The sequence below is a fragment of the Halomonas sp. NyZ770 genome (genome assembly GCF_020616575.1).
Lineage (GTDB): Bacteria > Pseudomonadota > Gammaproteobacteria > Pseudomonadales > Halomonadaceae > Vreelandella > Vreelandella hamiltonii.
The window spans coordinates 1,609,718-1,635,163 of the sequence record NZ_CP085143.1 but is presented as its reverse complement, the minus strand read 5'-3'; the positions used below and the strand labels follow the sequence as shown (position 1 = coordinate 1,635,163).

The following is a 25,446-nucleotide window of genomic DNA, read 5'->3' as shown; positions in this document are numbered from 1 at the left end:
TGCGTTACAGCATGCCTTCCGGCGGATGCTCGCAGGGCAGCTTGCCGTTGATGTAGCGCTCGATTTCCGGCAGCGAGAAGGCGTCTTCTTCACCCACGAAGCTGATCGATACCCCTTTGGCACCGGCACGACCGGTGCGGCCAATACGGTGCACGTAGTCTTCCGGGTCTTCCGGCAGGGTGTAGTTGATCACGTGGCTGACGTCTTCGATATGGATGCCACGACCGGCCACATCGGTGGCTACCAGCACCTGGATCTCGCCTTCGCGGAAGCTTTCCAGCGTCTTGATCCGCTGATTCTGGGGCACATCACCCGACAGCATGGCGGCACTCACGCCTGCCTTTTTCAGCAGGTCATCGAGTTTGCGCACCAGATCCCGACGGTTGCCGAACACCATGACCCGCTCGAAGCTCTCCTGCTCCAGCAGCTTGACCAACAGGCGCTGCTTGTCGTCATCCGACACCAGGTATACGCGCTGGTCGATATCGGCCTGATTCTCTACCGTGACTTCGATCTCGACATGGGCCGGTTCCTGCGTCCACTGGCTGGCCAGGTTGAGAATGTCGTCGGTGAAGGTGGCCGAAAACAGGAACGTCTGACGCTCCTCTTTCTTGGGGGTGTAGCGGATGATGCGCTTCACATCCGGGATGAACCCCATAGAAAGCATGCGATCCGCTTCATCGAGCACCAGCACTTCGGTTTCGGACAGGTCGATATCGCGCTTCTGATGGAAGTCGAGCAGACGGCCAGGCGTGGCCACCAAAATATCGAGTTTCTTGCCGAGGCTCTCACGCTGTTTCTGGTAATCCATGCCACCGACCACGCTGGCCACGTTCAACGACGTGAAGCGGGCGAGCGCCTTGGCGTCTTTCTCGATCTGCAGCGCCAGTTCGCGGGTGGGGGCGATGATCAGCGCACGGGGAGCCCCCGGCTTCTGACCGTCCGGCGCGGGCTCTTCCAGGAAGTAGGCCAGCACTGAAATCAGGAAGGCAGCGGTCTTGCCAGTGCCCGTCTGGGCCTTGCCCACAATGTCGCCACCCAGCAGCGTGTGGCGCAGCGCCTCTGCCTGAATGGGAGTGCAATATTCATAGCCTTGGGCATGAATAGCGCGCATCAAGGGCAGCGGCAGATCAAAGTCATGGAAGCGCCACTTGCCGGCAACGGCGGGCACCTGAAACTGACGAAGATCCCAGTTCGACTGACGACGACGCGGCTTGCGACGACGGCGTTTAGGCTTGCGGTTCTGGTCCGATGCTGTGATCTGTTCCGACTCGCTCATAGGCTGTGTATCTGTCCATTGCTGTGGAGGTTAGGCATCACGAATCGCGCATTGTAGCAGGGCTTGGCGATAAGAGCGCGCTCTGCTGTCGAAGGAGCGCCCTTGCCTGTTAGAATGAGGCATAAATTAACCCAAGGAGCGCGACGATGACGCGTAAGAAAAAGACTCGTTCACTGGCAGACAAGGTGACGATCCGCACCGGTCGCCGCAAGGATTACAAAAAGTGGCGCCATGAAAACCCGGATCAGGTGACCTCATCACGCCGTTTCGTGGCCAAGAAACAGCAACAGCGCAAACTGCAGGCAGTGCGCAAGCTGGCACGCCAGCAAAGTGGCCAGAACATTGCCATCCACCCCGACAAGGGGAGCGACTCCTCTTCGGGAGAGCCCTCCTGATGCGTCTGGTGTCTTTCAATATCAACGGTATCCGGGCAAGGCTGCATCAGCTGCAAGCGCTCATCGACACCCATCGCCCTGATGTGATCGGCCTGCAGGAAATCAAGGTGCAAGATAGCGAGTTTCCCTTGGCCGACGTGGAAGCCATGGGGTACCACACCTTTCATTATGGCCAAAAGGGCCACTACGGTGTGGCCTTGCTCTGCCGACAGAAACCTCAGCAGGTCTTCTACGGCTTTCCTGATGATGAGGAAGATGCCCAGCGACGCATGATCGGCGTGCGCCTGCTGACCACCGACGGCCAGCCGGTCACCGTGTGGAACGGCTACTTCCCTCAGGGCGAAAACGTCGACCACCCCACCAAATTTCCGCACAAGGAGCGCTTTTACCAGCAGTTGGCCAATCTGCTGGCCACGCAGCACTCCTCGGAAGAGCATCTGGCCGTCATGGGTGACTTCAACATTTCACCCGAAGACCAGGACATCGGCATTGGGGAAGCCAACCGAAAGCGCTGGCTACGTGATGGCAAGGCCAGCTTTCAACCCATCGAGCGGGAGTGGCTGGCAGGCATCAAGGCATGGGGGCTCAGCGACAGCTATCGGCTCTGCCACCCCGACAACAGCGAATGGTTCAGCTGGTTCGACTACCGCTCGAAGGGCTTTGACCAGGAACCCAAGCGCGGGCTGCGCATCGACTACATCCTTGTCTCGCCTCCCTTGGCACAGCGAGTCACCGATGCAGGTATCGACTATCCCCTGCGTGCCATGGAGCGACCTTCGGACCACGCGCCCACCTGGAGCGACTTTTCCCTGACCCTGGCAGACTGACCGCCCCTTGGCTGCCGCCCACTCGGGCGGCACGGCTCACCCCCTGAGCCCCCTCAATCGAAATAGCCAAGCCACTGCTCGGCCTGTTCGTCGCCCAGCTCCGCCGCTCGCAAGAGCGCCTCTTTCGCCAGCGACTCATTGCCCCACGCGTAGGCCAACTGACCATACTGGCGCCAATCGTCAGCCGCCCGAGTGGTTTCAGCCAGCGCCTGCCAAGCGTTCAGGGCATGCTCGACATGCCGGGCCTGCTGCCAGGCCGTGGCTCGCAGGCGCAGCGTCTCTTCATCATCAGGCAGCTCCCCTGCTTCCAGCGCTGCCTCCAGATGCTCACCGGCACGCGCTGGCGTGCCCCCTGCCAGGTGCAGCCGAATCAGGGTCAAACGATCCTCGAGCGCAGTGAACTTGCCCATCTGCCAAGCCGCTTCCCAGACGCCGGCGGCAGCGCCCAGCAGCCCCGCCTGCTGCGCCAATCCAGCCGCCTGACGCCACTCCTCGGCGCTGCTGCGCTCGCTCAGGTTTTCCAGCAGCCAGGCCAGCGCCTGCTCGCCTTCGCCTGCATGGCGCAACACGACGTTGACCAGCGCCTGCTGGGCATCACTCAGTTCTCTGCCCGGCTCCAGCTGGGGGGTGAGCCATTCGAGGGCCTCTTCCCAGCGCTCCTCTTCTGCCAATAGGCGCACCAACGCCCAAACCGACTCAAGGTAGCGCTCATGGCCCGCCGACTCGCCGAGCCACTGCGCGTAGAGCTCGATGGCCCGAGAGCGCTGTCCTGCCGCACGGCGCAGGGACGCTTCGTCACGCAACCAGCGCAGCCGTTGGCTGTTCGGCACGCTGGTACGCTGGCGGGCACTGGCCAGCTCATCCGCTGCCGCCTCGGGCGCCTCTTGACGCACCAGCGCACTGGCCGCCAACTGATGATATAGCGCGCTGGCCCACTGATCGGCTCGATTGCCCGAGGCCAGCCTGGCGGCCTGGGAGCGCGCACGGCTCAGAATGGTGTCCAACGACTCATTCTCTGCACCAGAACCGGAAAGTTCCGCCAACTGGCTCTGCAACCCATTCAGGTCGAGAATGATATCTTCACTCAGTGGCACATCCGCCACCGCCATCGTGCTCCACACACCGAGCACTGCAATTGCCAATAAACGCTGCATAACGCTCCCTCGACGGGCTTACCGCAACTGAAATTCGATGCGCTGAGTGGCACGACGCAGCTGCTGACTCGGCTCGAATTGCCAGCGCGCAATGGCCTCCTCCGCCGCCTGCTCGAACACCCGGCGCGGCTGGGCGTTGACGACGCGAATCGTCCCGCCATCGACGCTGCCATCACGCCGAATGACGAACTCCACCTCGACAAAGCCCTCCATCCCACGCCGCTGGGCACGGGTGGGGTACGTGGGATTGACGCGACTCGTGGGCGCCACCTGCCCGACACTCACCGGCTCATTGGAAGGTGCTGGTTCTGCCGCAGGCGCCGCTTCACGCTCGGCCGTCGCGGGTGCCGCGGATGGCTCGGAGCGCGACGCGGGCTCTGCGGCAGGCTCCGGCGTGGGCTCTGGCGCAGGCTGCGGCTCCGGTCGTGGTTGCGGTGTCGGCTCTGGCCTTGCCTCGGTAAGCTCCGGCAGCTCACTCTCCAACTCCAGCGGCTCTACCGGTGCATCCGGCAAAGCCAGATCGGGCAGCGCAATCTGACTCGTCGCGACCGGCGCAGGAGCAGGCGCTGGTGCAGGAGGGGGAGCCGCAGGAGCCGCCTGGGCAGGCTCTGGCGGCGGCGTTTCCGGCTCGGCAGCCTGCTCAGGCGCTTCCACCATGGTCATGGCCATGGACATGACCGGCTCGTCGACGCTGCGCTCCGGCGGTGCCACCAGCAGCGCCAGCATCCAGAACAGCCCCATCGCCAGCGCAGCACCAGCCAGCAGCGAGAACCCGTGGCGTATCATGGCGCACTCCGACTAGCCGCCACCGCCACTTGCTCGACGCCTGCCTGCTGCAGGCGATCCATCACTTCGATCAGCAGTCCAGTGGTGGACGCTCTATCGGCCTGGATGACCACCGAGCCATCGCCACTGAGCATGCCGGCCACTTCCTGACCGATGCGATGGGCATCGACCGGACGACCATCCACCCAGACGGCTCCTTCCGGCGTAATCGCGATCAGCACCTGGGCGTCCGGACGCTGTGTGGCGGCGGCCGCTTCCGGGCGCTCGATCTCTACGCCACTCTCCTTGATAAAGCTGGTCGTCACGATAAAGAAGATCAGCATGATGAAGACCACATCCAGCATCGGGGTCAAGTTGACTTCATTGCTCTCTTCGACGGCCTCTATGGAACGGCGTCTACGCATCATTTTCCTCCAGGGCACGTGCCAGGCGATCATGCAGACGCTGGTCTTCTCGCCGAATCACGTGCTCCAAACGGCTGATAAACAGCATACCCACCACGGCAATGGCCATGCCTGTCAATGTAGGTAGCGTGGCTCGGGCCACGCCATCGGCCATGGCCCTGGCCTGATGGGTGTCACTCATGGAAAGGCTGTCGAACACGGTGATCATGCCAGTGACCGTGCCCAGCAGACCCAACAGCGGGCACAACGCCACCAGCAATTTGATCCACGGCAGCGGCCGACGCAGCTTGGCCACCAGGGCCGCACTCCACACATCGCGCAACGTTCGTGCGCTCCAGCTGCGATGGTCGCTACGCGCTGCCCAGCGGTGCACCAGCTGACGACGCGCACGTCGCCAGCTGATGCGGTAGTACCACCAGCGTTCGATGGCCATGGCGAACACCAGCACAGCCACAAGCGCCAGCACCACCAGCACCGCGCCACCGGCGTCCAACAGCCGCTCTACCGGCTCCAGCCAAAGGGGCAACGTCGGCATATCAGTTCACCGCTTGCCCGGGACGGGCAGACTGCGCTTCCAGGTGATCGGCCAGGGTGGCGCTGGCCTCCCCTTCGATCACTTGCGTAATGAACCGGCTTCGGCTGGACAGTGCCGTTTGTGCGAACAGCAGCGGCACCGCCGTCACCAGCCCCAGCACCGTCGTCACCAGCGCCTGACTGATCCCACCGGCCATGAGCTGCGGATCGCCGGTACCGAACACGGTAATGGCCTGAAAGGTGACGATCATGCCCGTCACTGTACCCAACAGGCCCAGCAGCGGCGCAATGGCTGCCAACAGTTTGACGATGGGCTGGCCTCGCTCGATGCGCGGCAGCTCTGCCAGCACCGCTTCATCCAGGCGGGCCTCGAGGGCTTCGGGCGTTTGATGCTTGTCCATGTCCTTGAATCGCTGCAGCACTCGGCCCAGCGGATTGTCGGCTCGCGGCTGCTCCAACTGACGGCGTTGACGACGCACCCGTGCGCTCACCAGCAGCAGATAGAGGTATTGCGCCAGCGCCACCAGCAGGCCGACACCCCCCAGCACCACGACCACATAGCCGACATACCCCCCCTGCTGGAAACGCTCCCAGAGACTGGGCTGCTGCGCCAACGCCTGCAGTACGCTGCCTTGGGTAGGGTCGATGGCAAATTCACGACTGTCGCCTTGATGGTAGGCGGCGAGCAGACGGCGGATTTCCGACGGCGTACGCGGCAGCTCGGCCAGGCTCTGGTCATCCTGCCCCTTGCGGAGCAGTGCCGACTCCGTGAAAGCGGCAAAATCCCCCAAACGAACCACCTGACGAGGCGCAATCTCGCCCGCATCGTCTGCCACGGGCAGCTCGAGACGCTCGGCCTGCCCGGTGTTCATGGTCAAGGCTGCCAGCCGGTCTACCACGCTCTCCAGGTGCTCACGCTCCAGCACCTCGACGTCGTTGAGGCGCGGAGGCAAAGCGTCAGGCGTCAACGTCAGCCAGCTCTCCCCTCCCAATTCGTTGCGCAACTCCTCGCTGTGCCGTGTCAGATCGGCCAACAGTGCCGCAAGGGCCTCCCCCTGCTCATCCTGACGCTGAGCCAGAACCTCGGCCTGTTCGGCCTGCTCTTGCTGTTGCGCCTGCAGGGCAGCTTGCTCCTGCTCGGCTGCTGCGTGCGCAGTGCGCGCTTCCTCCAGGGCCGCGGCCAGGGCGTCCTGATCTTCCAGAAACGACTGCAGCCGCGCCTGGTCTCGCGCTTCTGCTGCTTCGCGGGCATCACGTAGCGTCGTGACATCACTGCTTTGGGCAATGGTCGGGGCGCTCGCCCAAACGCTCATGGCCAGCAGCAGGCAGGCCATCTTGTGCACGCCGCGCCGATAGCTGGATAGTTTCATTACGGCGCTCCTGTGGCGGTGATCGATAGCGGCAATTGCAGCAGTTCAGGCGTACGCTGATCATCGGCAATACGCAGGCCATTACGCACTTCTCGGCGTGCACGCTCTTCCAGCGCCAGCCATTCGCCGCGCTGCTGGTCCCATACGCCGCCCTCACGGCCATCCGGCGTCAGGTAATAGAGGCCAATACGCCCAATACGCAGATAATCGACTTCCCGAGGAGCCCCGCCGTCGCGTTGCAAACGCCCCCGCCAGCTATCCACCTGGCGGCCGTATGCCAGCTCTGCACGCCAGGCTTCGAGCAGCTCGGCAATCCGTTCGGCGCTCTCCTGGGAGGATACCTCTACCCCTTCTGCCCGTGCCAAGCGCTCACCACGAAGGAAAGGCAGATCCGACTCGATCCATCGGGTGAGCTGTTCGGCCATATCCTGCTCGATGGCCGGCAGCGCAGCACGCGTATCGCTCAGCGTATCCAGCGCCTGGGCCAACCGCTGCTGGCGCTCCGCCTCACTGGCCAGGCGACTGCTCAGGGCAGCATTGGAAGCGCTCATCTGCCGCGTCTCCTGCTCCAGTTGGCGCAGTTCTTCCAACTGTTCTCGGGTTGCTTCGTCGGCCCTGTCGATTTGCTGCTGCAGCTCAGATTGCACTTGCTGGGCCTCGACACTCTGGGCCGCCTGATCCATCGTTTCATCGCTCGCCATCAGCGATGTACTGGCCAGCATTCCAGCAAGCCAATATCCGCTCAAGGCAAAGAAAGGCCTTTTCAGCACGTCGTCTCTCCATCACTGCTCAGCGCGCCATCTGCATCAGCTCGCCAAGGCTCACCAAATATAAGAACGATTTGCGTTTAAATCGTTAGCGTGCATAGCCTACCATCAATAGAAGAAATGACAATATTTATCATTAACATTCAATAACGAAATCTTTTCATCGTCCATAAAAAAACGGGAGCCCTGAGGCTCCCGCTGAGTGGCACACTAATGGACCGATCAGAACGACCAGTCGTCGTCTTCGGTAGCGACCGCCTTGCCGATGACGTAGGACGAGCCGGACCCCGAGAAGAAGTCGTGGTTCTCGTCTGCGCTGGGGGACAGCGCCGCCATGATCGTCGGGTCGACGTCCGTGACGCTGCTGGGGAACAGCGGCTCGAAACCGAGGTTCATCAACGCCTTGTTGGCGTTGTAGTGCAGGAACTTCTTCACGTCTTCGGTCAAGCCCACCGCATCATAGAGCGACTCGGTGTAGCGCACTTCGTTGTCGTACAGCTCCAGCAGCAGCTCGTAGGCATAATCCTTCACTTCCTGCTGACGTTCCGGGGTGGCTTCCGCCAGCGCCTGCTGGAACTTGTAGCCCACGTAGTAACCGTGCACCGCTTCGTCACGAATGATCAGACGAATCAGGTCAGCGGTATTGGTCAGCTTGGCATGGCTGGACCAGTACATGGGCAGATAGAAGCCGGAGTAGAACAAGAACGACTCCAGGAAAACGCTGGCCACTTTGCGCATCAATGGGTCATCGGAGCGATAGCGCTTGAGAATCAGCTCGGACTTCAGCTGGAGCGACGGATTCTCCTCACTCCAACGGAACGCATCGTCCACGTCCCGGGTGGCGCACAGCGTCGAGAAAATCGAGCTGTAGGAGCGCGCATGCACCGATTCCATGAAGGCAATGTTGGTATACACCGCTTCTTCATGGGGCGTACGCGCATCTTCCATCAGCACCGGCGCACCCACGCTGCTCTGGATGGTATCGAGCAGAGTCAGGCCGGTGAAGACCCGGATGGTCAGCTGCTTTTCCTGCTGAGTCAGTGTGTTCCACGACTGAATGTCGTTGGACAGCGGCACTTTTTCCGGCAGCCAAAAGTTGCTGGTCAGGCGGTTCCACACCTCCAGATCTTTATCGTCCTGCAGACGGTTCCAGTTGATCGCATTAACCCGCGACAGGCGTTGCATCGTTGTCATCAGCGCTCTCTTCTAAACGTCATCACATGCCAGTGGGGATATCGTTACAGCGTGCAGGAGACACAGCCTTCTACCTCGGTGCCTTCCAGCGCGCTTTGGCGCAAGCGAATGTAGTAAAGGGTCTTGATGCCCTTCCGCCATGCATAGATCTGCGCCTTGTTGATATCCCGAGTGGTAGCGGTATCAGGGAAGAACAGTGTCAGTGACAGCCCCTGATCCACATGCTTCGACGCTTCTGCATAAGTATCGATGATTTTCTCAGGGCCAATTTCATAGGCATCCTGGAAGTAATCGAAGTTGTCTTCATTCAAGAACGGCGCCGGATAATAGACCCGCCCCAGCTTGCCTTCTTTACGAATCTCGATTCTCGCCGCCACCGGATGAATGCTGGAGGTGGAGTTGTTGATATAGGAAATCGAGCCCGTGGGCGGCACTGCCTGCAGGTTGCGGTTGTACAGGCCGTGCGCCATGACCGAGGCCTTCAGGGCCTGCCAATCGTCCTGGGTCGGCAGCGCGATACCACTGCGTTCGAACAGCTGGCGCACTTTTTCGGTACGCGGCAGCCAGGCCTGGTCGGTGTACTTGTCGAAGAACGTGCCCGACGCATAGGTGGAGTCTTCGAAACCGGCGAAGGTGGCGCCATGCTCGATGGCCAGCTGGTTCGAGGCACGAATGGCATGGAACGCGACGCAGTAGAAGTACAGGTTGGTGAAATCCAACCCCTCTTCCGAGCCGTAATAGATGTGCTCACGCGCCAGGAAACCATGCAGGTTCATCTGCCCCAGACCAATCGCACGCGACTTGGCATTCCCTTCGGCAATCGAGGGCACGCTGCTCAGGTTGCTCATTTCGGACACGGCAGTCAGGCCGCGAATGGCGATCTCGACGCTGGTGCCGATATCGCCCGAATCCATGACCTTGGCAATGTTCATCGAGCCCAGGTTGCAGGAGATGTCCTGACCGATGTCGCGGTATCCCAGGTCGTCGTCATACTCGGTCGGCGTGTTGACCTGCAGAATCTCGGAGCAGAGGTTGCTCATGTTGATGCGACCGGCAATCGGGTTGGCGCGATTGACCGTATCTTCGAACATGATGTACGGGTAACCGGACTCGAACTGCAGCTCAGCCAGCGTCTGGAAGAAGGCGCGAGCATTGATCTTCTGCTTGCGAATGCGCGCATCCGCCACCATTTCATGGTACTTCTCGGTGACGCTGATATCGCCAAACGGCACCCCGTAGACCCGCTCTACATCGTAGGGGGAGAACAGGTACATGTCGTCGTTGCGTTTGGCCAGTTCGAACGTGATGTCCGGAATGGTCACGCCCAGCGAAAGCGTCTTGATGCGGATCTTTTCGTCGGCATTTTCACGCTTGGTGTCGAGGAAACGCAGAATGTCAGGGTGGTGAGCATTCAGGTACACAGCCCCGGCACCCTGACGAGCCCCCAGCTGGTTGGCGTAAGAGAACGCATCTTCCAGCAGCTTCATGATGGGGATGATGCCCGACGACTGGTTTTCGATACGCTTGATCGGCGCGCCAGACTCACGAATGTTGGTCAGCAGGAACGCCACCCCACCGCCACGCTTGGAGAGCTGCAGCGCCGAGTTGATCGACCGACCGATCGACTCCATGTTGTCTTCGATACGCAGCAGGAAGCATGACACCAGCTCACCGCGCTGCTGTTTGCCGCAGTTCAGGAAAGTCGGCGTGGCTGGCTGGAAGCGACCACTGATCACTTCATCCACCAGCGACTTGGCCAGCGCTTCATCCCCACGAGCCAGCGTCAGCGCAACCATGCACACGCGATCTTCGTAGCGCTCCAGGTAACGCTTGCCATCGAAGGTCTTCAGCGTATAGCTGGTGTAGTACTTGAAGGCACCCAGGAAGCTGGGGAAGCGAAACTTGTAGGCATACGCCTGCTCGAACAGCGACTTGATGAATTCGAAGCTGTACTGATCGAGTACGTTGGCCTCGTAATAGCCCTCTTCCACCAGGTAGTCCAGCTTCTCTTCCAGCGAGTGGAAGAAAACCGTGTTCTGGTTGACGTGCTGAAGGAAGTACTGACGCGCCGCTTCGCGGTCCTTGTCCAACTGCAGTTCGCCGTTGGCACCGTACAGATTGAGCATCGCGTTGAGCGCATGATAATCCAGCGTACGCGCTTCGGTGGTACCCGCAGCAGGACGTTTCGCTTCTGCCGACTTCTTGGTAGCGGCGCTGGTGGACGCTACGTTGTTAGAGACTGAGCTTGACGTTTCCAAAACTCTTCTACTCCTTTGCGGACCTTGGCGACATCGTCATCGGTGCCAAACAGTTCAAAGCGATAAAGCAACGGTACCTGGCACTTTTGCGCGATGATGCGCCCTGCCAACCCGTAAGCTTCACCAAAATTCGTATTACCCGAGGCAATGACACCTCGAATGAGGTGCCGATTGTGCTCATCGTTCAAGAAGCGAATCACCTGCCCCGGTACGGCGCCTTGTGCATGGCCACCGCCGTAGGTAGGCGTCACCAATATGTAAGGCTGCGTGACGCGTGGAGTGGGCTCTTCACGATTCAATGGCAGCCGCTGGGCACTCAAGCCAAGCCTTTCGATAAACCGGTGGGTATTGCCTGACTTGGTGGAAAAATAGACCAGCGTACCCGCCTGCCTGGTTTCCACCGTGGCCGTGTGCATGGCGGCGGAGCTACGCCAGCGCCTGGATACGGTCAGGGCGGAAGCCGGACCAGTGATCCTCACCTACCACGACGACCGGCAACTGACGATAGCCCAGAGCTTCGACCTGCTGCTGCGCGCCTGACTCTTCCGTAATGTCGATCACGGTGTACTCCAAACCCTGCTTGTCCAGCGCACGATAGGTAGCGGTGCACTGTACGCAGGCAGGCTTGCTATAAATTTGGATTTCCATGGCTATTTTCCTTTTCATAGCGACACTTTTCGGGTAGCGCATGGCAATGGCGCCACCCCTCTGAAATTCTCCACGCATACTATATATAGACCACCAGAAAATCAATTCAAGCATATATGGTATTTTTTCATCCACAGGTTATTGACAAGCCATACCCAGCGCTATACCCAGAAACAAAAAAAGCCGCCCCCTGAAAGGGGGCGGCTTTGGCTGCAAAATCACGCGCTCAGGCGCAATTTTCGACCATTATCAGGCCTTGGCAGCTTGGTAGCGACGCTCGACGTCTTCCCAGTTCACGACGCTGAAGAATGCGTCAACATAGTCGGGGCGCTTGTTCTGGAACTTGAGGTAGTACGCGTGCTCCCATACATCCAGACCCAGCAGCGGCGTGTTGCCATGCATCAGAGGGCTATCCTGGTTGAGGGTGTTCTCGACGACCAGCTTCTTCTCGGGTGTGACAGATAGCCACGCCCAGCCGCTGCCAAAACGGCCCAGCGCTGCTTTCTTGAAAGCGTCCTTGAACGCATCGAGGCCACCCAGCTCGGCGTCGATGGCCTTGGCAACATCACCCTGGGGCTGACCGCCACCATTGGGAGACATCATCTGCCAGAACATGGAGTGGTTGGCGTGACCACCACCGTTGTTGATCACGGCCTGACGCTTCTCTTCCGGCACGCGATCCAGATTGGCAACCAGCTCTTCTACCGGCATATCTTCCAGACCAGTGCCTTCCAGGGCACCGTTCAGGTTGGTCACGTAGGTGTTGTGGTGACGAGAGTGGTGGATCTCCATCGTCATCGCATCGATGTGCGGCTCGAGTGCATCGTAAGCGTACGGTAATTCAGGAAGGGTATGGGCCATGCTATCTTCTCCTTGAGTGGCTTCTATAACGTTCACTATCTAAGGTGCGGTCTTGCTTCACCCTTTTCAACTGCCGCCCCGGCAATTTTTCTACCAGCGCGACGACTTCTTTATCCCAGTACTTTAGTCAACTATTTTCAGTTTATCGAATTCATCGCCATTAAAAAAGCCGACCTCTTGCGACGTCGGCTTTTGGTAAAACGGCGTTCCTGCTTACAGCTTGCTCTCCAGCTCCGGCAGGATCTCGAACAGATCCCCCACCAGGCCGTAGTCGGCTACCTGGAAGATCGGGGCCTCTTCGTCCTTGTTGATCGCCACGATCACCTTGGAGTCTTTCATCCCCGCCAGGTGCTGAATCGCGCCGCTGATGCCCACGGCAATGTACAGCTCGGGGGCGACGATCTTGCCGGTCTGGCCTACCTGCATGTCGTTGGGCACGAAGCCTGCATCCACCGCCGCACGAGACGCGCCAATGGCGGCGCCCAGCTTGTCGGCAATGCCGTCCAGCAGTTTGAAGTTTTCGCCGTTGCCCATGCCACGGCCGCCGGAGATGACGACCTTGGCACCGCCGAGTTCCGGGCGGTCGCTCTGGGCCAGCTCCTGCTTCACGAAACGGGACTGGGCGTTGTCGACGACCACGTCCACGGCGTCCACGCTGGCGCTACCGCCGCTGCCTACCGCATCGAAGGCGGTGGTGCGCACGGTGATGACTTTCAGCGGGTCGTCGCTTTTCACCGTGGCGATGGCGTTACCGGCGTAGATCGGGCGCAGGAAGGTGTCGGCGCTCTCGACACCAATCACTTCCGACAGTTGGCTGACGTCTTTCAGCGCAGCCAGCCGCGGCAGCACGTTCTTGCCAGTGGTGGAGGCGCTGGTCAGCACGTGGGTGTAGTCGTCGGCCAGGGCGACCAGCAGCGCGCCCATGGGCTCGGCAAGCTGATGGGCGTAGACGGCGTTGTCTGCCACGCGCACCTTGCTCACGCCGTCGAGTGTCGCGGCGGCTTCGGCGGCGGCCTGGACGCCTTCACCGGCGACCAGTACATCGATATCGCCACCGATAGCCTGGGCGGCTGCCACGACGTGGGCGGTGGCGCTGGCCAACTGACCTTCATGCAGGTCGGCAAGTACCAGAATGCTCATGAGATCAGCTCCTTTTAAAGCACTTTGGCTTCGTTTTTCAGTTTATCGATCAGCTCGTCCACCGAGGCGACCTTGATACCGCCCTTGCGCTCGGCGGGTGACTCGACCTTGAGCAGCGTGACGTTCGACGCGACCTCGACCCCATAGTCGGCGGGGGTCTTGACGTCCAGCGGCTTTTTCTTGGCCTTCATGATGTCCGGCAGCTTGGCATAGCGCGGCTCGTTGAGGCGCAGGTCGGTGGTGACGATGGCGGGCAGCGTGAGGGCGACGGTTTGCAGGCCGCCGTCGATTTCACGGGTCACGTTCACCTTGTCGCCATCGATGGCGACTTCCGAGGCAAACGTGCCCTGGGGCAGATTGGTCAGCGCCGCCAGCATCTGGCCGGTCTGATTGTTGTCGGTGTCGATGGCCTGCTTGCCAAGAATCACCAGACCAGGCTGCTCTTCATCCACCACCTTGGCCAGCAGTTTGGCCACCGCCAGCGATTCGACGCGCTCGTCGGTCTCGATGTGGATGGCGCGATCGGCGCCCAGCGCCAGCGCGGTGCGCAGCTGCTCCTGGGCAGCCTTGGGGCCTACCGTCACGGCGACCACTTCACTGGCCGCTCCCTTCTCTTTCAAACGCACGGCCTCTTCCACGGCGATTTCGCAGAAGGGGTTCATGGCCATCTTGACGTTGGTCAGATCCACATCGGAGTGATCCGCCTTGACGCGGATCTTGACGTTGTAGTCGATGACGCGTTTTACCGCGACCAATACTTTCATAGGTTCCTCGCTTGGCCTGGATGACAGCCGTTGACCTGAACAGACGCTGCTCGGATGGCAGCGTAAAAAAATTCATGCAAGCGTTTGATAGGCTAGTAAATGAAAAACCCTATCAATTTGCCACAGCCTACCTTTATGCAACAACACCTAATCACTGCGGCCTTGGTCGTAGTCGCTGGCGGCTTTTACCGTAAAGTGCGCTTTTGCCATCGTAGGGGTTACCTGACACAGGTATTATGCCTATCATGGGAGACAACCAGAAGCAAACGACCGTTTTAAATTAAGGCCATCTTTTCATAAGCTAGTGCTCAATCGCTAGCATCGGCGGGTGGCGCTTATGAGAATAAGGAGAAACCAGGTGGAAACCGTTGAACGCGATGTAATGGATTTTGACGTGGTCATCGTGGGCGCAGGCCCCTCTGGCTTGGCCGCCGCCTGCCGTTTGATGCAGCAGGCCAACGAAGCGGAGCAAGAGCTGACCGTTTGCGTGGTCGAGAAAGGGTCTGAAGTGGGAGCGCATATTCTGTCTGGCGCGGTATTCGAACCCCGTGCCCTGGCGGAGCTGTTTCCCGACTGGGAAGAGCGCGGCGCTCCCCTGAATACGCCCGCCACGCGCGACGATGTCTATTTGCTGAAGGATGCCGAAAAGGCGCAGAAAATCCCCAATGCGCTGGTACCCAAGAGCATGCACAACACCGGCGGTGAACTGACTCGCTACGTGATCAGCGCAGGCAACCTGTGCCGCTGGCTGGGTGAGCAGGCAGAATCCTTGGGCGTCGAGATATTTCCGGGCTTCGCCGCCCAGGAAGTGATCATCGAGGATGACGTGGTGCGCGGCATCCTGATTGGTGACATGGGCATCGGTGCCGATGGCACACCCAAGGATGGCCATATGCCCGGTATGGAGCTGCGCGCCAAGTATACGCTCTTTGCCGAGGGTGCCAGAGGCCATCTAGGCAAACGTCTGATCAAGCAGTTCTCGCTGGATGCTGGCCGAGACCCCCAACACTACGGTATCGGGCTAAAAGAGCTGTGGGATGTACCCGCCGACAAGCACGAGCCCGGCCTGGTGGTTCACGGCTCTGGCTGGCCACTGGACAGCAAGACCCACGGCGGCTGGTTTCTCTACCACGCAGAAAACCAGCAGGTCGTGGTAGGGCTGATCATGGACCTTGGCTACCAGAACCCGTGGCTCTCGCCCTTCGACGAGTTCCAGCGCATGAAGCATCACCCAGTGCTCAGCCAATATCTGGAAGGCGGCAAGCGGGTGGCTTATGGCGCGCGCGCGATTGCCAAGGGAGGCTTCAACTGCCTGCCCAAGATGACCTTCCCTGGTGGCCTGCTGATTGGTTGTGACGCGGGCACGCTGAACTTTGCCAAGATCAAGGGGCTGCACACTGCCATGAAATCAGGCATGGTGGCGGCAGAAAGCGTCTTCGAAGCCATCAAGGGCGGCGACGAGGGTGGCCAGACGCTGGCCAGCTTCGAACGCTTGTGGGAGGCCAGCTGGGCTTACCAGGAGTTGAAAGAGAGCGCCAGCTTTGGTCCGGCGATCCATAAATATGGTACGGTCGGCGGCGGGGCTTATAACTTCGCGAACCAGCTGCTGGGCAACAAGCTGCCCAACGTGCACGACACCACCACCGACCACGGCGCCCTGAAACCGGCGGCTGAATTCGAGAAGATTCAGTATCCGAAGCCGGACGGCAAGCTGTCCTTCGACAAGTCCACCTCGGTATTTCTCTCGAACACCAACCATGAGGAAGACCAGCCCTGCCACCTGCGCCTGGCTGACCCGGCGTTGCCGATTCGCGACAACCTGCCGACATACGCCGAGCCCGCACAGCGCTACTGCCCAGCGGGTGTCTATGAAGTGGTGGAGGATGACCAGGGCCAGCCACGCTTCCAGATCAACTTCCAGAACTGCGTACACTGCAAGACCTGCGATATCAAGGACCCGGCCCAGAACATCACCTGGGTAGCCCCCGAAGGCGGTGGCGGCCCGAACTATCCGAACATGTAACGCTTGCCTGTCTCGTGCTGCCCCTTCAGGGGGCAGCACCGACTGCGAATCTTCGCTAAACCGATTCAGCGTAAAAAAATGCTGCGTTCTTGCCCGCCTGCTTGGCTCGATACATTGCTATATCGGCACACTTCATCAACGTTTGCTCATCGAGCCCATCGTCGGGAAAGAAGGCGACGCCAATACTGACCGAAATCGAGCACGTCTCTTGGTGAAGTATGAAAGGCTCCTGGATCGTTGCCACCAACTGATCGGCTATGCGAGCCACCGGCTCACGCTGGGTGACGCTTCTTACCAGAATGACAAACTCATCGCCGCCCAGGCGAGCGACGACATCCTGTTCACGCACTGCCGCCACCAAGCGCTTCGCCACGAGCTCCAGCAGCCTGTCCCCCGCCTCATGACCCAGTGAATCGTTGACGTTCTTGAAGCGATCCAGATCGAGGAACAGCAGGGCAAAGCCCCCCTCATCACGCTTTTGCTCCAGCGCTTTGCGCATCACAAAACTCAAATAGACTCTGTTGGGCAAATTGGTCAGCGTATCGTGAAACGCGAGGTGCTCGATATGATGGGCATGTCGCAAGCGTTCGTCTGTCGCCCGCTGTCGCTCGCGCTGCAGTTGCAGGCTCTGCCAGGTCAGCACCCCAAGGATCAACAGCGCCACCACACTCGCGATCACGGCGCGTAGCCAGTAACGACGTATCATCGGACTGGCACTGGCCAGCTTCTCATCAACGGAGATACCCACCACGACAGACAAGGGGAAGTTATACAGCGGCTTCACCAACGTCATTCGTTCGCTACCAAGCCAATGGGCAATAAAGGGCGCATCGCCGCTGCCCAAAGCGTCCTCATCGTTACTCAGTTCCATGGCAACGCCCGAATACAGGCGATCCCCACTTCGTGCAACACGAGTGACATGTGAGGCATCGACTAACGCCAAAACACCCCGCTCACCCAACGCGGCAGCGTCATAGCCACTGACAAAATAGTCTGCACTCACCGCCAAAATGCCCCATACGGGAGCATTGCCATATCCAACGTCGCTCAACAATCTTGCAAAGAGAAACAGCTCGCGCCCCTCGTCCGAAAAGGCCTCGATGAACAATCCAGGAGCCAACGACAAGGGAGGCAATACGATGCTCGCAGCTCCATCCCAGACACCGGAGCTCTCCATCACCTGCCCTTGCGCATCGACGATACCCACGGAAAAGATCAGCTCGGGCGGGAGCAAGGCATACTCTTGAAGCGCATCCAGGATGCCTGTTTGCTGCTGGCTGGCGACCAGGTCGACGAGCTTCAAGGTGGAATCAATTTCTCTCAGCGAGCGCAACACTCGCGCTTCATAAGTATCCGCAACGTCCAAAATGGACAGCTCGACCTGCCGCTTGATGGCAGCTTGCTCACGCGTGACCAGATAATGAGTACTGCTCCAGATGATGGCCAGCATGAGCATGACAACCGTTCCGAACAGCACACGAGGGTCGGCCAACCATTGGTGCCAAACACCCTCGCTCTGCTGAGTCGCCCTGCCGGGTTCCGGGCCTTTGAGGCTACTCAACCGTCACCACCTTGAGCCGCTCATCCAGAAAGCGGGCATCTATGTACCCCAAGGCTCTTGGATCACCAATCAGCCTATCCACGACGGCTTGGCTATCGGGCAATGTGAGCGGCGGCTGGCCGCGTCCGGTAAAAATCAACCTGGCCCAATGAGCCCGCAGCTGCGCGGGCGTTTTTTCAATATAACGACGATAAAACTCGCTATGCTCGGGTGTCCGCTCGGACTGATCTATAGGAACCATATGCGCCTGCCCTCGGAGCGGGGAGCGACTTTCCAAATAGAGATCTTTTAGCTCTTGGCGCTGTATGCGATCCAGCGTCGCCTCTGCGGCCACTACCACAAGAAGGTCAGCCATCACCGTGCAGGGAAGCACACAGAGCATGACAAGGTAACAGACCCGAGTTAACCGCTTAGTCATGTTCACGCCCCCTAAAATACAAAGTCGAGCGCAAGGCTGAACACGTTGACAGCGCCACCTGGCTGAAAGCCGGGCTGCTGGTTGATGAGCCCTCCTGGGGAGCCCGAGCGAAAATCCAGATGATCATATTGTGCGGTCAAGGCCATGCCGGGGCGAAAGTCCCAGCGTACCCCCAAGGTCTGGCTATCCTGCTGAAGCCCGGAGGCCAGCAACGCATTGAGCGTGCCGTTCAGCAATAGGGCCCCCTCTGCGAAAGGAGAGGGATAAAGCGCAGGATCCAGCCCCGGCTCGAAGGTGTCGCTCAATACGCGCGCGCTGCCAAACGCGGCAAAAGGCGTCCAGCTACCAAAACGATAACCTGCAGTGACATGAACACTTTCTCCACGCCCCACCAACGATGCTGAAGAGAGCCGGGCCCACTCTGCCTGAGCAAACCAGGGGCCAGGGTCATAGCCAACACCAATGCCAAGTACTCGCAACGCCTTGCCATCCACCTCGTAGCGATTGGCAAGCGATTCACCCGGTGGGCCAAAGAGCCGGTAGATGTCAAAAAACCGGGTCAACTCTTCGGCGCTGACGCTGAGCTCACCATAGCTGGCGAAGAGCGTGACATCGCCCCATTGGGTGCGTTGCGATATACCCCACGAGTCGGAGGCCTCGATATCGCCAGACGAATACTCCACGTTGCCGCCACCGTAGCTGAGCCGCAGATCATGCACGACCGTGCCTGTAGAGTAGCGGTAGCGCAGATCGACACCGTCAAAGTTGGCAACGGGCACGAGGCGATAAACCTCAGAGGGAGGCCTGACCCACGGCGTGGCGTAGTTGACCTTGCGGTATTCGGAGTTTAGAAAATTGCCCTGCACCATACGACCAGCGCGAAGGCTCAGCTGTGGCGTGGCATCGAACTGGAGATAAGCCCACTCGAACTCAGGCGCATAAGAGCCATCGAAGCGCTTTTCACTGACCACCTGTACGGTGGCGGAGAGCGTTGACGTCGCCGACACCATTGCCTGCAGGCCAAGGCGACTATCGACTTCGGCACTCCAGTGTCCACTGAAACCTGCCCCCGAAGAAGCGAGTGGGTCAGCAACAAAATCGGCATTGGAGATATCGGCATGCACTACTCCAAGAGTGCCAAAGCCGTTCAAGGTGGCGCTGGGTAGCGAGCCGTCAGCCGTCGTAGAGCTGCTGTATATCACGAGGAAGATGGCGAACGACCTGACGAAATGCCTTGGCATGCCGATTACCCGCAAGGTAAATAGTTAACTTCAAAGCATTTAATCGGCAGTATCAGGGTAAGTCAAACACCGGATGGAGACCTTGCGTCGTATACAGTTAAAGGTGGACTATTGACAAGGTCGGCAGGCACTCAAGAGCGTCAGCCAATGGCGCTGCCAGCAGGTTCCACGACTTCGATGGGCGCACGCCGTGCGATCAGCCGTCGACGCCCCGCTTGCACGAATCTCACGTCGATGACGGGGTCCGACGGGTTGCCCTCCACGGCCGCCACCTCCCCTTCCCCAAATACGGCATGTCGCAGACGCTGGCCCGGGTAGAACGACATGGTCACTTGATAGTCCGCAGGCGCTTCCTTGAGCTGCGCGGCGGCCAGAACGATATCACTGCGCCCCAACCGGTCGAGGTAGCGTCTCACCAGGCTAGGTGACGATACCTCCAGCGGCTCGGCGCTACCGCCCTCATCATGCAGGCATTCAGCAATACGCACGGCATCCTGCCAGGCGCTTTCACCAATGAACCGGCTGGGGCGATGAGCGCCACCGTCGTGCAGCACCAATAGCTGCTCTTTGGCGCGGGTGATGGCCACGTAAAACAGTCGCCGCTCCTCTTCCAGACGATCATCGCTGAGCGGGTTGTCACGGCTGTAGTGGGGAAAGTCCTCTTCATTGACGCCGGCCACTGCCACCAGCGGCCACTCCAGACCTTTGGCACCATGCACCGTGGTAATCAACACGCCCTGGGCCTGATTTTCCACTGGGCGCTCCAGCAGCTCGATGAAGGCATCAGGATCCTGGACGCTCTCCGCCTGTTCGATCAACACGTCCAGCAGACGCACGTCTTCCTCGCCTTTATCGCGCCGAGCAGCCGCGCGCTTGAGGGTTTTCTCGGCATCGATGGTATCCACTACGTGATGCAGCAGCCGAGCTGGCGGCCAGCCAGCCAAACGCGGCAGCTCGCACAGCAGTTCCCAGCGTTTTTTCAGCGTACGCCGCTGCAAGGGTTTGAGCGTTGACAGCACGGCATCATCTCGCTCTGGCCAGCGCTGGGTGGCCGCCAGCTGAGACGCCAGGCGCTGCAGGCGCTCACGGGCCACGAAGGGCGTGGGCTGGGACAGCAACAGCAGCAGATGCTCGGGATCGTGCAGCAGTTCGGCCCGCCGCGACAGCTTCAAATAGCCTGCCAGTGCCTGTACCAGCGGCAGGCGAAACACGAAGCGATCCTCACGCAGCAGCCGAAAAGGCACCCCGGCCTGAAGCAGCGCCAGCTGAAAAGGCACCGAAAGCGCCCAGCTGCGCACCAGCAGGCTGGCATCACTCAATGCCCGCCCCTGGGCCTGCCAGTCCATCAGGGCATCCAGCAACAGGCGGCTGCCCAGCCCCACGCGGACCTGAGTCTTCGGATTCTGGGCAGCCGCCAAGCATAGCTGGTCGGGGCGGCGCTGGTTCGCCATGATGGCGTGGTTGGCCGTCAGCGCCAGCGCGTGCCCATGGCGAAAGGTCGTGGAGAGCGGATAATCCGTGGCGGTGCCGAACGTGGCGGTAAAGTTTTCCAGCATGGTGTCCGGCCTGGCACCCCGCCATTCATAGATGCACTGATTGGCATCTCCCACTGCCATGACGCTGGCATCAGGGCCTGCCAGCACGGCCAGAAGCCGCTGTTGAACGGTATTGATATCCTGGTATTCATCTACGATGACGTGGTCGAGGAACCCTTCGACCCGCTGACGCAAAACAGGTTCGGCCTCCAGCGCTTGCAGCGGGCGGTAGAGCAAGTCCGCGTAAGTCATGACGCCTTCGGCTTCCAGCAGGCGCTCGGCCTCGCCGAAGGCCGCCGGAAAGTAATCAGTGTCAGGCTCGTAGCTCAGTTGCTCATACAGCGTGGCAGCAGGCAACATTTCTGCTTTGACCAGAGCACAAAAATGGGCCAGCGCTTCCAGGCGGTCCCCTTCCAGGGCGGCATCGCGTTGCTCGGCATCGTCCAGCACATTGAGGCTTGCCTGGCGCAGCAGACGCTCCATCTGCCACTCGGCAGAGAGCAGACGCCGCGGCGCCAGCGCCCCCCAACGACACAAACTTTGCGTGAGCCGATGCCCGAGCGAATGGAAGGTACGCACATCCGGCAGGGCTTGCCCCTGCGGTGCCATTTTGGCAAGGCGGCGTTGAAAATCATCCTTGGCCGAGCGGTTGAACATCAGCACCAGCATCCGACGTGGGGAGACTCCCTGCGCCAACAGGTGCAGCACGCGTGCGGCCATGGTGGTCGTCTTACCGGCTCCTGCTACCGCCGCCACCCGCGCATGCCCGGCACCATGACGAACGACGGCCTGCTGTTCGGCGGTCAGTTTCACGATACCTCACCCGCCACGCCGTTATCCCACATGCCCAACCGATGCCATTCACCCGCACTGTAGAGGCGGCATTCGCTGCGGCCACCGGCCAGCTCGTGTATCTGGGCCTGCTCGACCAGCCGATAGAACACGTTGCGATGCAGGCGCGCGGCCAGGCCAAAGCGCACCGCACACTCGGGGGCCAGCTCTCCGTCGGGGGTGGCGGTCAGCGTCAGCGGGTGCTGGTGGTCCAGCCGCACCACATCGTCGAACTGAGTCTTGAACCACCAGGCATCATCGTAGAAATCCGCTTCCACGATCAGCAGCGGACGATCCACTACTTGAACGCGCCAGCGCTCTGCAGGTGTCACCAGGCAGTACCCCTCATCGTCCAGGCGTAGCAGGCTTGCCAGCAGCTTCGCCACCGCCGGACGCGCAAACGGCTGCCCCTCGTGCTGCCAGGTGCCGTCTGGATGAATCACGATATCCATGTCGCCAGACAGCGCAGGGTGCCAGGTATCCAGCGGGGGAATATCTGCCGCGTCACCCCGTTGCTGCAGTAGCCGATCCAGCGTCATCGCCCTTCTCCTGAACTGCGCCGAGCGCTATACCAACAGACCCGACTGGGCCAGCGCTTCTTTGACATGAGGCGGTGCATCGGGAACGGCACCACGAAACAGATGGTAGAAATTGGCGGTGGTCTGCATGGCGACCTCGTCGGTGGTGATACCGCGCTGCTGAGCAATGCACTCGGCGACTTCGACGACCCAGGCAGGCTCATTGGGCTTACCGCGATGAGGCACGGGGGCCAGATAGGGACTATCGGTTTCAATCAGCAGCCTGTCGAGGGGCAGTTGTCGAGCCAACTCTCGCAATGGCGCGGCATTACGAAACGTGATGATTCCCGACAGCGAAATGTAAAAGCCGAGCCGAACCGCCTCTCGGGCCATGTCCAGATCTTCGGTGAAGCAGTGCAGTACCCCACCGACGTGAGGATCGGCATATTCACGCAGCAGGGCCAAGGTGTCCTCCTTGGCCTCTCGCGTATGCACGATGACCGGCAGCTCCAGCTCGGCAGCAGCCATCAGGTGACGCTTGAAGCGTTCGTGCTGAACGGCCTGAGGTACGCTCTCCTGATAGTGGTAATCCAGCCCGGTTTCCCCGATGGCCACCACGTCGTACTGCTGGGCGGCCTCCACGATCTGCTCCACGCTGGGCTCTACCGGAGCCTGATGCAGTGGATGCAGCCCTGCCGATATCACCACGTCCTCATGTTCTCTGGCGATGGCGGCCAGACCAGGCAACTCTTCCAGCGAGGTCGAGATGGCCAGAAACTGATGCACGTGAGCAGCACGCGCTGCTGCCAGCGTGGCAGCAACGTCGCCGCCGTGAGTAAGCTCGGATAGGCGGTCCAGATGACAGTGTGAATCAACGAACATGAAAATCTCGCAGGGGATGAGTGGCGTGACGACGATGTTACAACGTGAACGAAGGCGGCGCCTTGTCCAACTGACCGGCCAGCAAAGTCTCGATCCGGTCGCGAACGGGATAATCCTGTTGGCTGAAGTGCACCCCGATGCCCGGCATCCGCCGACCGCTGACACCTTCGGGCGAAATCCAGATGACCTGACCGCTGACAGAAAGGCGTTCGGTCTCTCCCGGCAGCGTCAACAGCAATACCACCGGCTGCCCGAGACGATAGAGCGAAGACGTGGGAACAAAGATCCCGCCGCGATCCAGAAAAGGCATATAGGCAGCGAGCAGCGTAGGCACATCCGGTATGGTCAAGGAGAGCGCTTTTTGAGCAGCCATCACCACCTCGTCAGAAACACGTTGTCATGAGCGCAGCAGGGCCGACCAACGTACCAGCCAGGCCTCCAGCACCAGTTGCGGATTGGGGTTGGCTCCCACGGCCAGTAGCCGACGTTGCTCGCGGGCGTAATCGAGCAGTCGAAACCAGTCCTGAACCCGGCCATTCTTGACGGCTTGTCGATACAATGGCGCAAGATCGGGATTGTGCAACGCGCTTTGCTCGCCCGACAGCCCCAGCCGGATCAAGTCTTCAAGCCAGGCGATACCGTACCACAAGATCGAATCGATCGCCTGACGATCCAACCTCGCCGCCTCCGCCACCGGTTCGGCACCCCTGACCAGCTGCTCGAAGCAGTCATGAATCTGATGGCGTAGCGCCCGCTCCTCCGGCGCCGCCAGCTCCACCGCCAGCAAGGGCAGTCCGCCTGAAACTTGCCACCAGAAGTGTGCCTCGTCACCGCCCAACTGCTGGGTCAGCCAGCCACGGCACTCGTCGAATGCCACGCTGGGTAGCGCCCACTGCTGGCAGCGCGAACGGATGGTGGGCAGCGTGCGAGAGGGTACATCGGAGAGCAGAATGAACAGCGTCTTTTCACCTGGCTCCTCGAGGCTCTTGAGCAGCGCATTGGCCGCCGCGATGTTCATGGCCTCCGCCGGTGACACGACGATGACTCGGTAGCCGCCCTGCTGCGCCGTTTGTGACACGAAACGGTTGACCTCGCGAATGGGGTCTATGCGAATTTGACGCTTGCCCTCCTCCGGCGACACCCTCAGCAGGTCGGGGTGATAGCCTGACGCCAGCATATGGCAGGCATGGCAATGACCACACGCCTGGTCACCGGGCTGCGCGCACAGCGTGCGTGCGATCAGCGCTTCGGCAAGCTGCTGCTTGCCCACCCCATGGGCGCCGCTGAGCAGCAGCGCATGGGGCATGCGACCGCTGTCGGACAGGCGCACCAGCTGCCGCCACGTCGCCTGGTGCCACGGCAAGACATCATTCACGACCATTGCGCCACCCGTGCTTCCAGTGCGCGCGCAATGGCCGCCTGCACGCCTTCGAGAGGCTGTGCCGCATCGACCACGGCAAAGCGCTGCGGTGCCGCCTGGGCCCGCGCCAGGTAAGCATCACGCACGGCGCTGAAAAACGCGGCATGCTCCTGCTCGAAACGGTCGCGCTGGGTGTTGAGATCACGCAACCGCCCTTCCAGGCGTTGGCGGGCAGCCTCGACGGGCATGTCCAGCAGCAGCGTCAAATCCGGAGAAAGCCCTTGCTGAACGAAGCACTCCAACTGAGCAATGCGCGCCGGATCGATGCCACGCCCGCCACCCTGATACGCAAAGGTGGCATCGGTGAAGCGGTCACACACCACCCAGGCCCCGCGCTCCAGAGCCGGCACGATTTTTTCGGCCAGATGCTGTGCTCGGGCCGCGAAAACCAGCAGTAGCTCAGCGTCCACGCTCAGCGGCTCCTGAGGTGCAGGATCCAGCAGCAGCTCGCGAATGGCTTCGGCACGCGGCGTGCCACCGGGCTCACGGGTTCGCACTACGTCGAGCCCCTGCTCTTTCAGCCAGGCCTCCACGAACGCCACGTTGGTAGATTTTCCGACGCCCTCACCACCCTCCAGGGTGATGAAGCGACCACGCTTGCTCATTGCTGCCCCTTACGGAATAGATACGCCATGA

The 25,446-nt window shown here is 60.5% G+C and carries 26 protein-coding genes; 3 read left to right on the top strand and 23 right to left on the bottom strand.

Going from position 1 to position 25,446, the window contains the following annotated elements; all coding sequences use genetic code 11:
- Window positions 1-4: 4 nt before the first annotated feature.
- Window positions 5-1,279 carry an ATP-dependent RNA helicase RhlB gene (gene rhlB / locus LG409_RS07480; protein WP_039177199.1) on the bottom strand — a complete coding sequence of 425 codons (1,275 nt, stop codon included), beginning with the start codon at window positions 1,277-1,279 and terminating at the stop codon, window positions 5-7.
- Window positions 1,280-1,425: 146 nt separating this feature from the next.
- Between rhlB and LG409_RS07475 the strand changes: the two genes are divergently transcribed.
- On the top strand, window positions 1,426-1,674 hold the full coding sequence (locus LG409_RS07475) for a hypothetical protein (RefSeq protein ID WP_016913576.1): 249 nt from the start codon (window positions 1,426-1,428) through the stop codon (window positions 1,672-1,674).
- Window positions 1,674-2,501, top strand: a complete 828-nt coding sequence (gene xthA, locus LG409_RS07470) for an exodeoxyribonuclease III (protein ID WP_039177208.1) — start codon at window positions 1,674-1,676, stop codon at window positions 2,499-2,501. The genes LG409_RS07475 and xthA overlap by 1 nt, the downstream gene beginning before the upstream one ends.
- A 53-nt stretch (window positions 2,502-2,554) precedes the next feature.
- Here the strand turns inward: xthA and LG409_RS07465 are convergent, their stop codons facing one another.
- The 13 genes from LG409_RS07465 to LG409_RS07405 form a co-directional block, all read right to left on the bottom strand.
- Window positions 2,555-3,655 carry a hypothetical protein gene (locus tag LG409_RS07465; RefSeq protein WP_227407941.1) on the bottom strand — a complete coding sequence of 367 codons (1,101 nt, stop codon included), beginning with the start codon at window positions 3,653-3,655 and terminating at the stop codon, window positions 2,555-2,557.
- A gap of 18 nt (window positions 3,656-3,673) precedes the next feature.
- Window positions 3,674-4,441 carry an energy transducer TonB gene (locus LG409_RS07460; protein ID WP_193461560.1) on the bottom strand — a complete coding sequence of 256 codons (768 nt, stop codon included), beginning with the start codon at window positions 4,439-4,441 and terminating at the stop codon, window positions 3,674-3,676.
- Complete coding sequence (locus LG409_RS07455; RefSeq protein ID WP_039177216.1) at window positions 4,438-4,845, bottom strand: ExbD/TolR family protein; 408 nt, start codon at window positions 4,843-4,845, stop codon at window positions 4,438-4,440. Before LG409_RS07455 ends, LG409_RS07460 begins: the two co-directional genes overlap by 4 nt.
- On the bottom strand, window positions 4,838-5,380 hold the full coding sequence (locus LG409_RS07450; RefSeq protein ID WP_039177218.1) for a MotA/TolQ/ExbB proton channel family protein: 543 nt from the start codon (window positions 5,378-5,380) through the stop codon (window positions 4,838-4,840). The genes LG409_RS07455 and LG409_RS07450 overlap by 8 nt, the downstream gene beginning before the upstream one ends.
- Window position 5,381: 1 nt before the next feature.
- Window positions 5,382-6,749 (bottom strand): MotA/TolQ/ExbB proton channel family protein, encoded by a 1,368-nt coding sequence (locus tag LG409_RS07445; RefSeq protein ID WP_227407940.1) that lies wholly within the window; start codon window positions 6,747-6,749, stop codon window positions 5,382-5,384.
- Window positions 6,749-7,519, bottom strand: a complete 771-nt coding sequence (locus LG409_RS07440; RefSeq protein ID WP_227407939.1) for a DUF3450 domain-containing protein — start codon at window positions 7,517-7,519, stop codon at window positions 6,749-6,751. The genes LG409_RS07445 and LG409_RS07440 overlap by 1 nt, the downstream gene beginning before the upstream one ends.
- Before the next feature lie 219 nt (window positions 7,520-7,738).
- Window positions 7,739-8,710, bottom strand: a complete 972-nt coding sequence (gene nrdF, locus LG409_RS07435; RefSeq protein ID WP_039177224.1) for a class 1b ribonucleoside-diphosphate reductase subunit beta — start codon at window positions 8,708-8,710, stop codon at window positions 7,739-7,741.
- A 44-nt stretch (window positions 8,711-8,754) separates the two neighbouring features.
- Window positions 8,755-10,968, bottom strand: a complete 2,214-nt coding sequence (nrdE, locus tag LG409_RS07430; RefSeq protein ID WP_264477632.1) for a class 1b ribonucleoside-diphosphate reductase subunit alpha — start codon at window positions 10,966-10,968, stop codon at window positions 8,755-8,757.
- On the bottom strand, window positions 10,935-11,384 hold the full coding sequence (nrdI, locus tag LG409_RS07425) for a class Ib ribonucleoside-diphosphate reductase assembly flavoprotein NrdI (RefSeq protein WP_052196365.1): 450 nt from the start codon (window positions 11,382-11,384) through the stop codon (window positions 10,935-10,937). Before nrdI ends, nrdE begins: the two co-directional genes overlap by 34 nt.
- 10 nt (window positions 11,385-11,394) lie before the next feature.
- Window positions 11,395-11,616, bottom strand: coding sequence for a glutaredoxin-like protein NrdH (gene nrdH / locus LG409_RS07420; protein ID WP_039177227.1), 222 nt, complete (start codon window positions 11,614-11,616; stop codon window positions 11,395-11,397).
- Between the two features lie 249 nt (window positions 11,617-11,865).
- The gene (locus tag LG409_RS07415) at window positions 11,866-12,477 is read right to left on the bottom strand and encodes a superoxide dismutase (RefSeq protein ID WP_039177232.1); all 612 of its coding nucleotides are present in this window, start codon (window positions 12,475-12,477) and stop codon (window positions 11,866-11,868) included.
- A 213-nt stretch (window positions 12,478-12,690) separates the two neighbouring features.
- Window positions 12,691-13,617 (bottom strand): electron transfer flavoprotein subunit alpha/FixB family protein, encoded by a 927-nt coding sequence (locus LG409_RS07410; RefSeq protein WP_096923145.1) that lies wholly within the window; start codon window positions 13,615-13,617, stop codon window positions 12,691-12,693.
- 14 nt (window positions 13,618-13,631) lie between these two features.
- Window positions 13,632-14,381, bottom strand: a complete 750-nt coding sequence (locus tag LG409_RS07405) for an electron transfer flavoprotein subunit beta/FixA family protein (RefSeq protein ID WP_039177239.1) — start codon at window positions 14,379-14,381, stop codon at window positions 13,632-13,634.
- Between the two features lie 358 nt (window positions 14,382-14,739).
- Here LG409_RS07405 and LG409_RS07400 point away from each other — a divergent pair, with 358 nt between their 5' ends.
- Entirely contained in the window at window positions 14,740-16,404 is a 1,665-nt protein-coding gene (locus tag LG409_RS07400) for an electron transfer flavoprotein-ubiquinone oxidoreductase (protein WP_144983600.1), read from the top strand.
- 55 nt (window positions 16,405-16,459) lie between these two features.
- On the opposite strand, the gene LG409_RS07395 is transcribed toward LG409_RS07400, so the two are convergent.
- From LG409_RS07395 to tmk, 9 genes are all read right to left on the bottom strand, one after another.
- A complete protein-coding gene (locus LG409_RS07395) occupies window positions 16,460-17,854 on the bottom strand; it encodes a diguanylate cyclase domain-containing protein (RefSeq protein WP_157779984.1) in 1,395 nt (464 codons plus the stop codon).
- Window positions 17,855-17,957: 103 nt separating this feature from the next.
- Window positions 17,958-18,383 (bottom strand): hypothetical protein, encoded by a 426-nt coding sequence (locus tag LG409_RS07390; protein ID WP_039177248.1) that lies wholly within the window; start codon window positions 18,381-18,383, stop codon window positions 17,958-17,960.
- A gap of 11 nt (window positions 18,384-18,394) precedes the next feature.
- Window positions 18,395-19,624 (bottom strand): porin, encoded by a 1,230-nt coding sequence (locus tag LG409_RS07385; protein ID WP_227407938.1) that lies wholly within the window; start codon window positions 19,622-19,624, stop codon window positions 18,395-18,397.
- Between the two features lie 140 nt (window positions 19,625-19,764).
- Window positions 19,765-21,972 carry an ATP-dependent helicase gene (locus LG409_RS07380; RefSeq protein WP_039177255.1) on the bottom strand — a complete coding sequence of 736 codons (2,208 nt, stop codon included), beginning with the start codon at window positions 21,970-21,972 and terminating at the stop codon, window positions 19,765-19,767.
- Window positions 21,969-22,529, bottom strand: a complete 561-nt coding sequence (locus LG409_RS07375) for a DUF1285 domain-containing protein (protein WP_096923148.1) — start codon at window positions 22,527-22,529, stop codon at window positions 21,969-21,971. Before LG409_RS07375 ends, LG409_RS07380 begins: the two co-directional genes overlap by 4 nt.
- Window positions 22,530-22,556: 27 nt before the next feature.
- Window positions 22,557-23,390 carry a TatD family hydrolase gene (locus LG409_RS07370; protein ID WP_039177263.1) on the bottom strand — a complete coding sequence of 278 codons (834 nt, stop codon included), beginning with the start codon at window positions 23,388-23,390 and terminating at the stop codon, window positions 22,557-22,559.
- Between the two features lie 37 nt (window positions 23,391-23,427).
- Window positions 23,428-23,763, bottom strand: a complete 336-nt coding sequence (locus LG409_RS07365) for a PilZ domain-containing protein (protein ID WP_039177267.1) — start codon at window positions 23,761-23,763, stop codon at window positions 23,428-23,430.
- A 24-nt stretch (window positions 23,764-23,787) separates the two neighbouring features.
- The gene (locus LG409_RS07360; RefSeq protein WP_039177270.1) at window positions 23,788-24,771 is read right to left on the bottom strand and encodes a DNA polymerase III subunit delta'; all 984 of its coding nucleotides are present in this window, start codon (window positions 24,769-24,771) and stop codon (window positions 23,788-23,790) included.
- On the bottom strand, window positions 24,762-25,415 hold the full coding sequence (gene tmk, locus LG409_RS07355) for a dTMP kinase (protein WP_227407937.1): 654 nt from the start codon (window positions 25,413-25,415) through the stop codon (window positions 24,762-24,764). Before tmk ends, LG409_RS07360 begins: the two co-directional genes overlap by 10 nt.
- Between the last annotated feature and the right edge of the window lie 31 nt (window positions 25,416-25,446).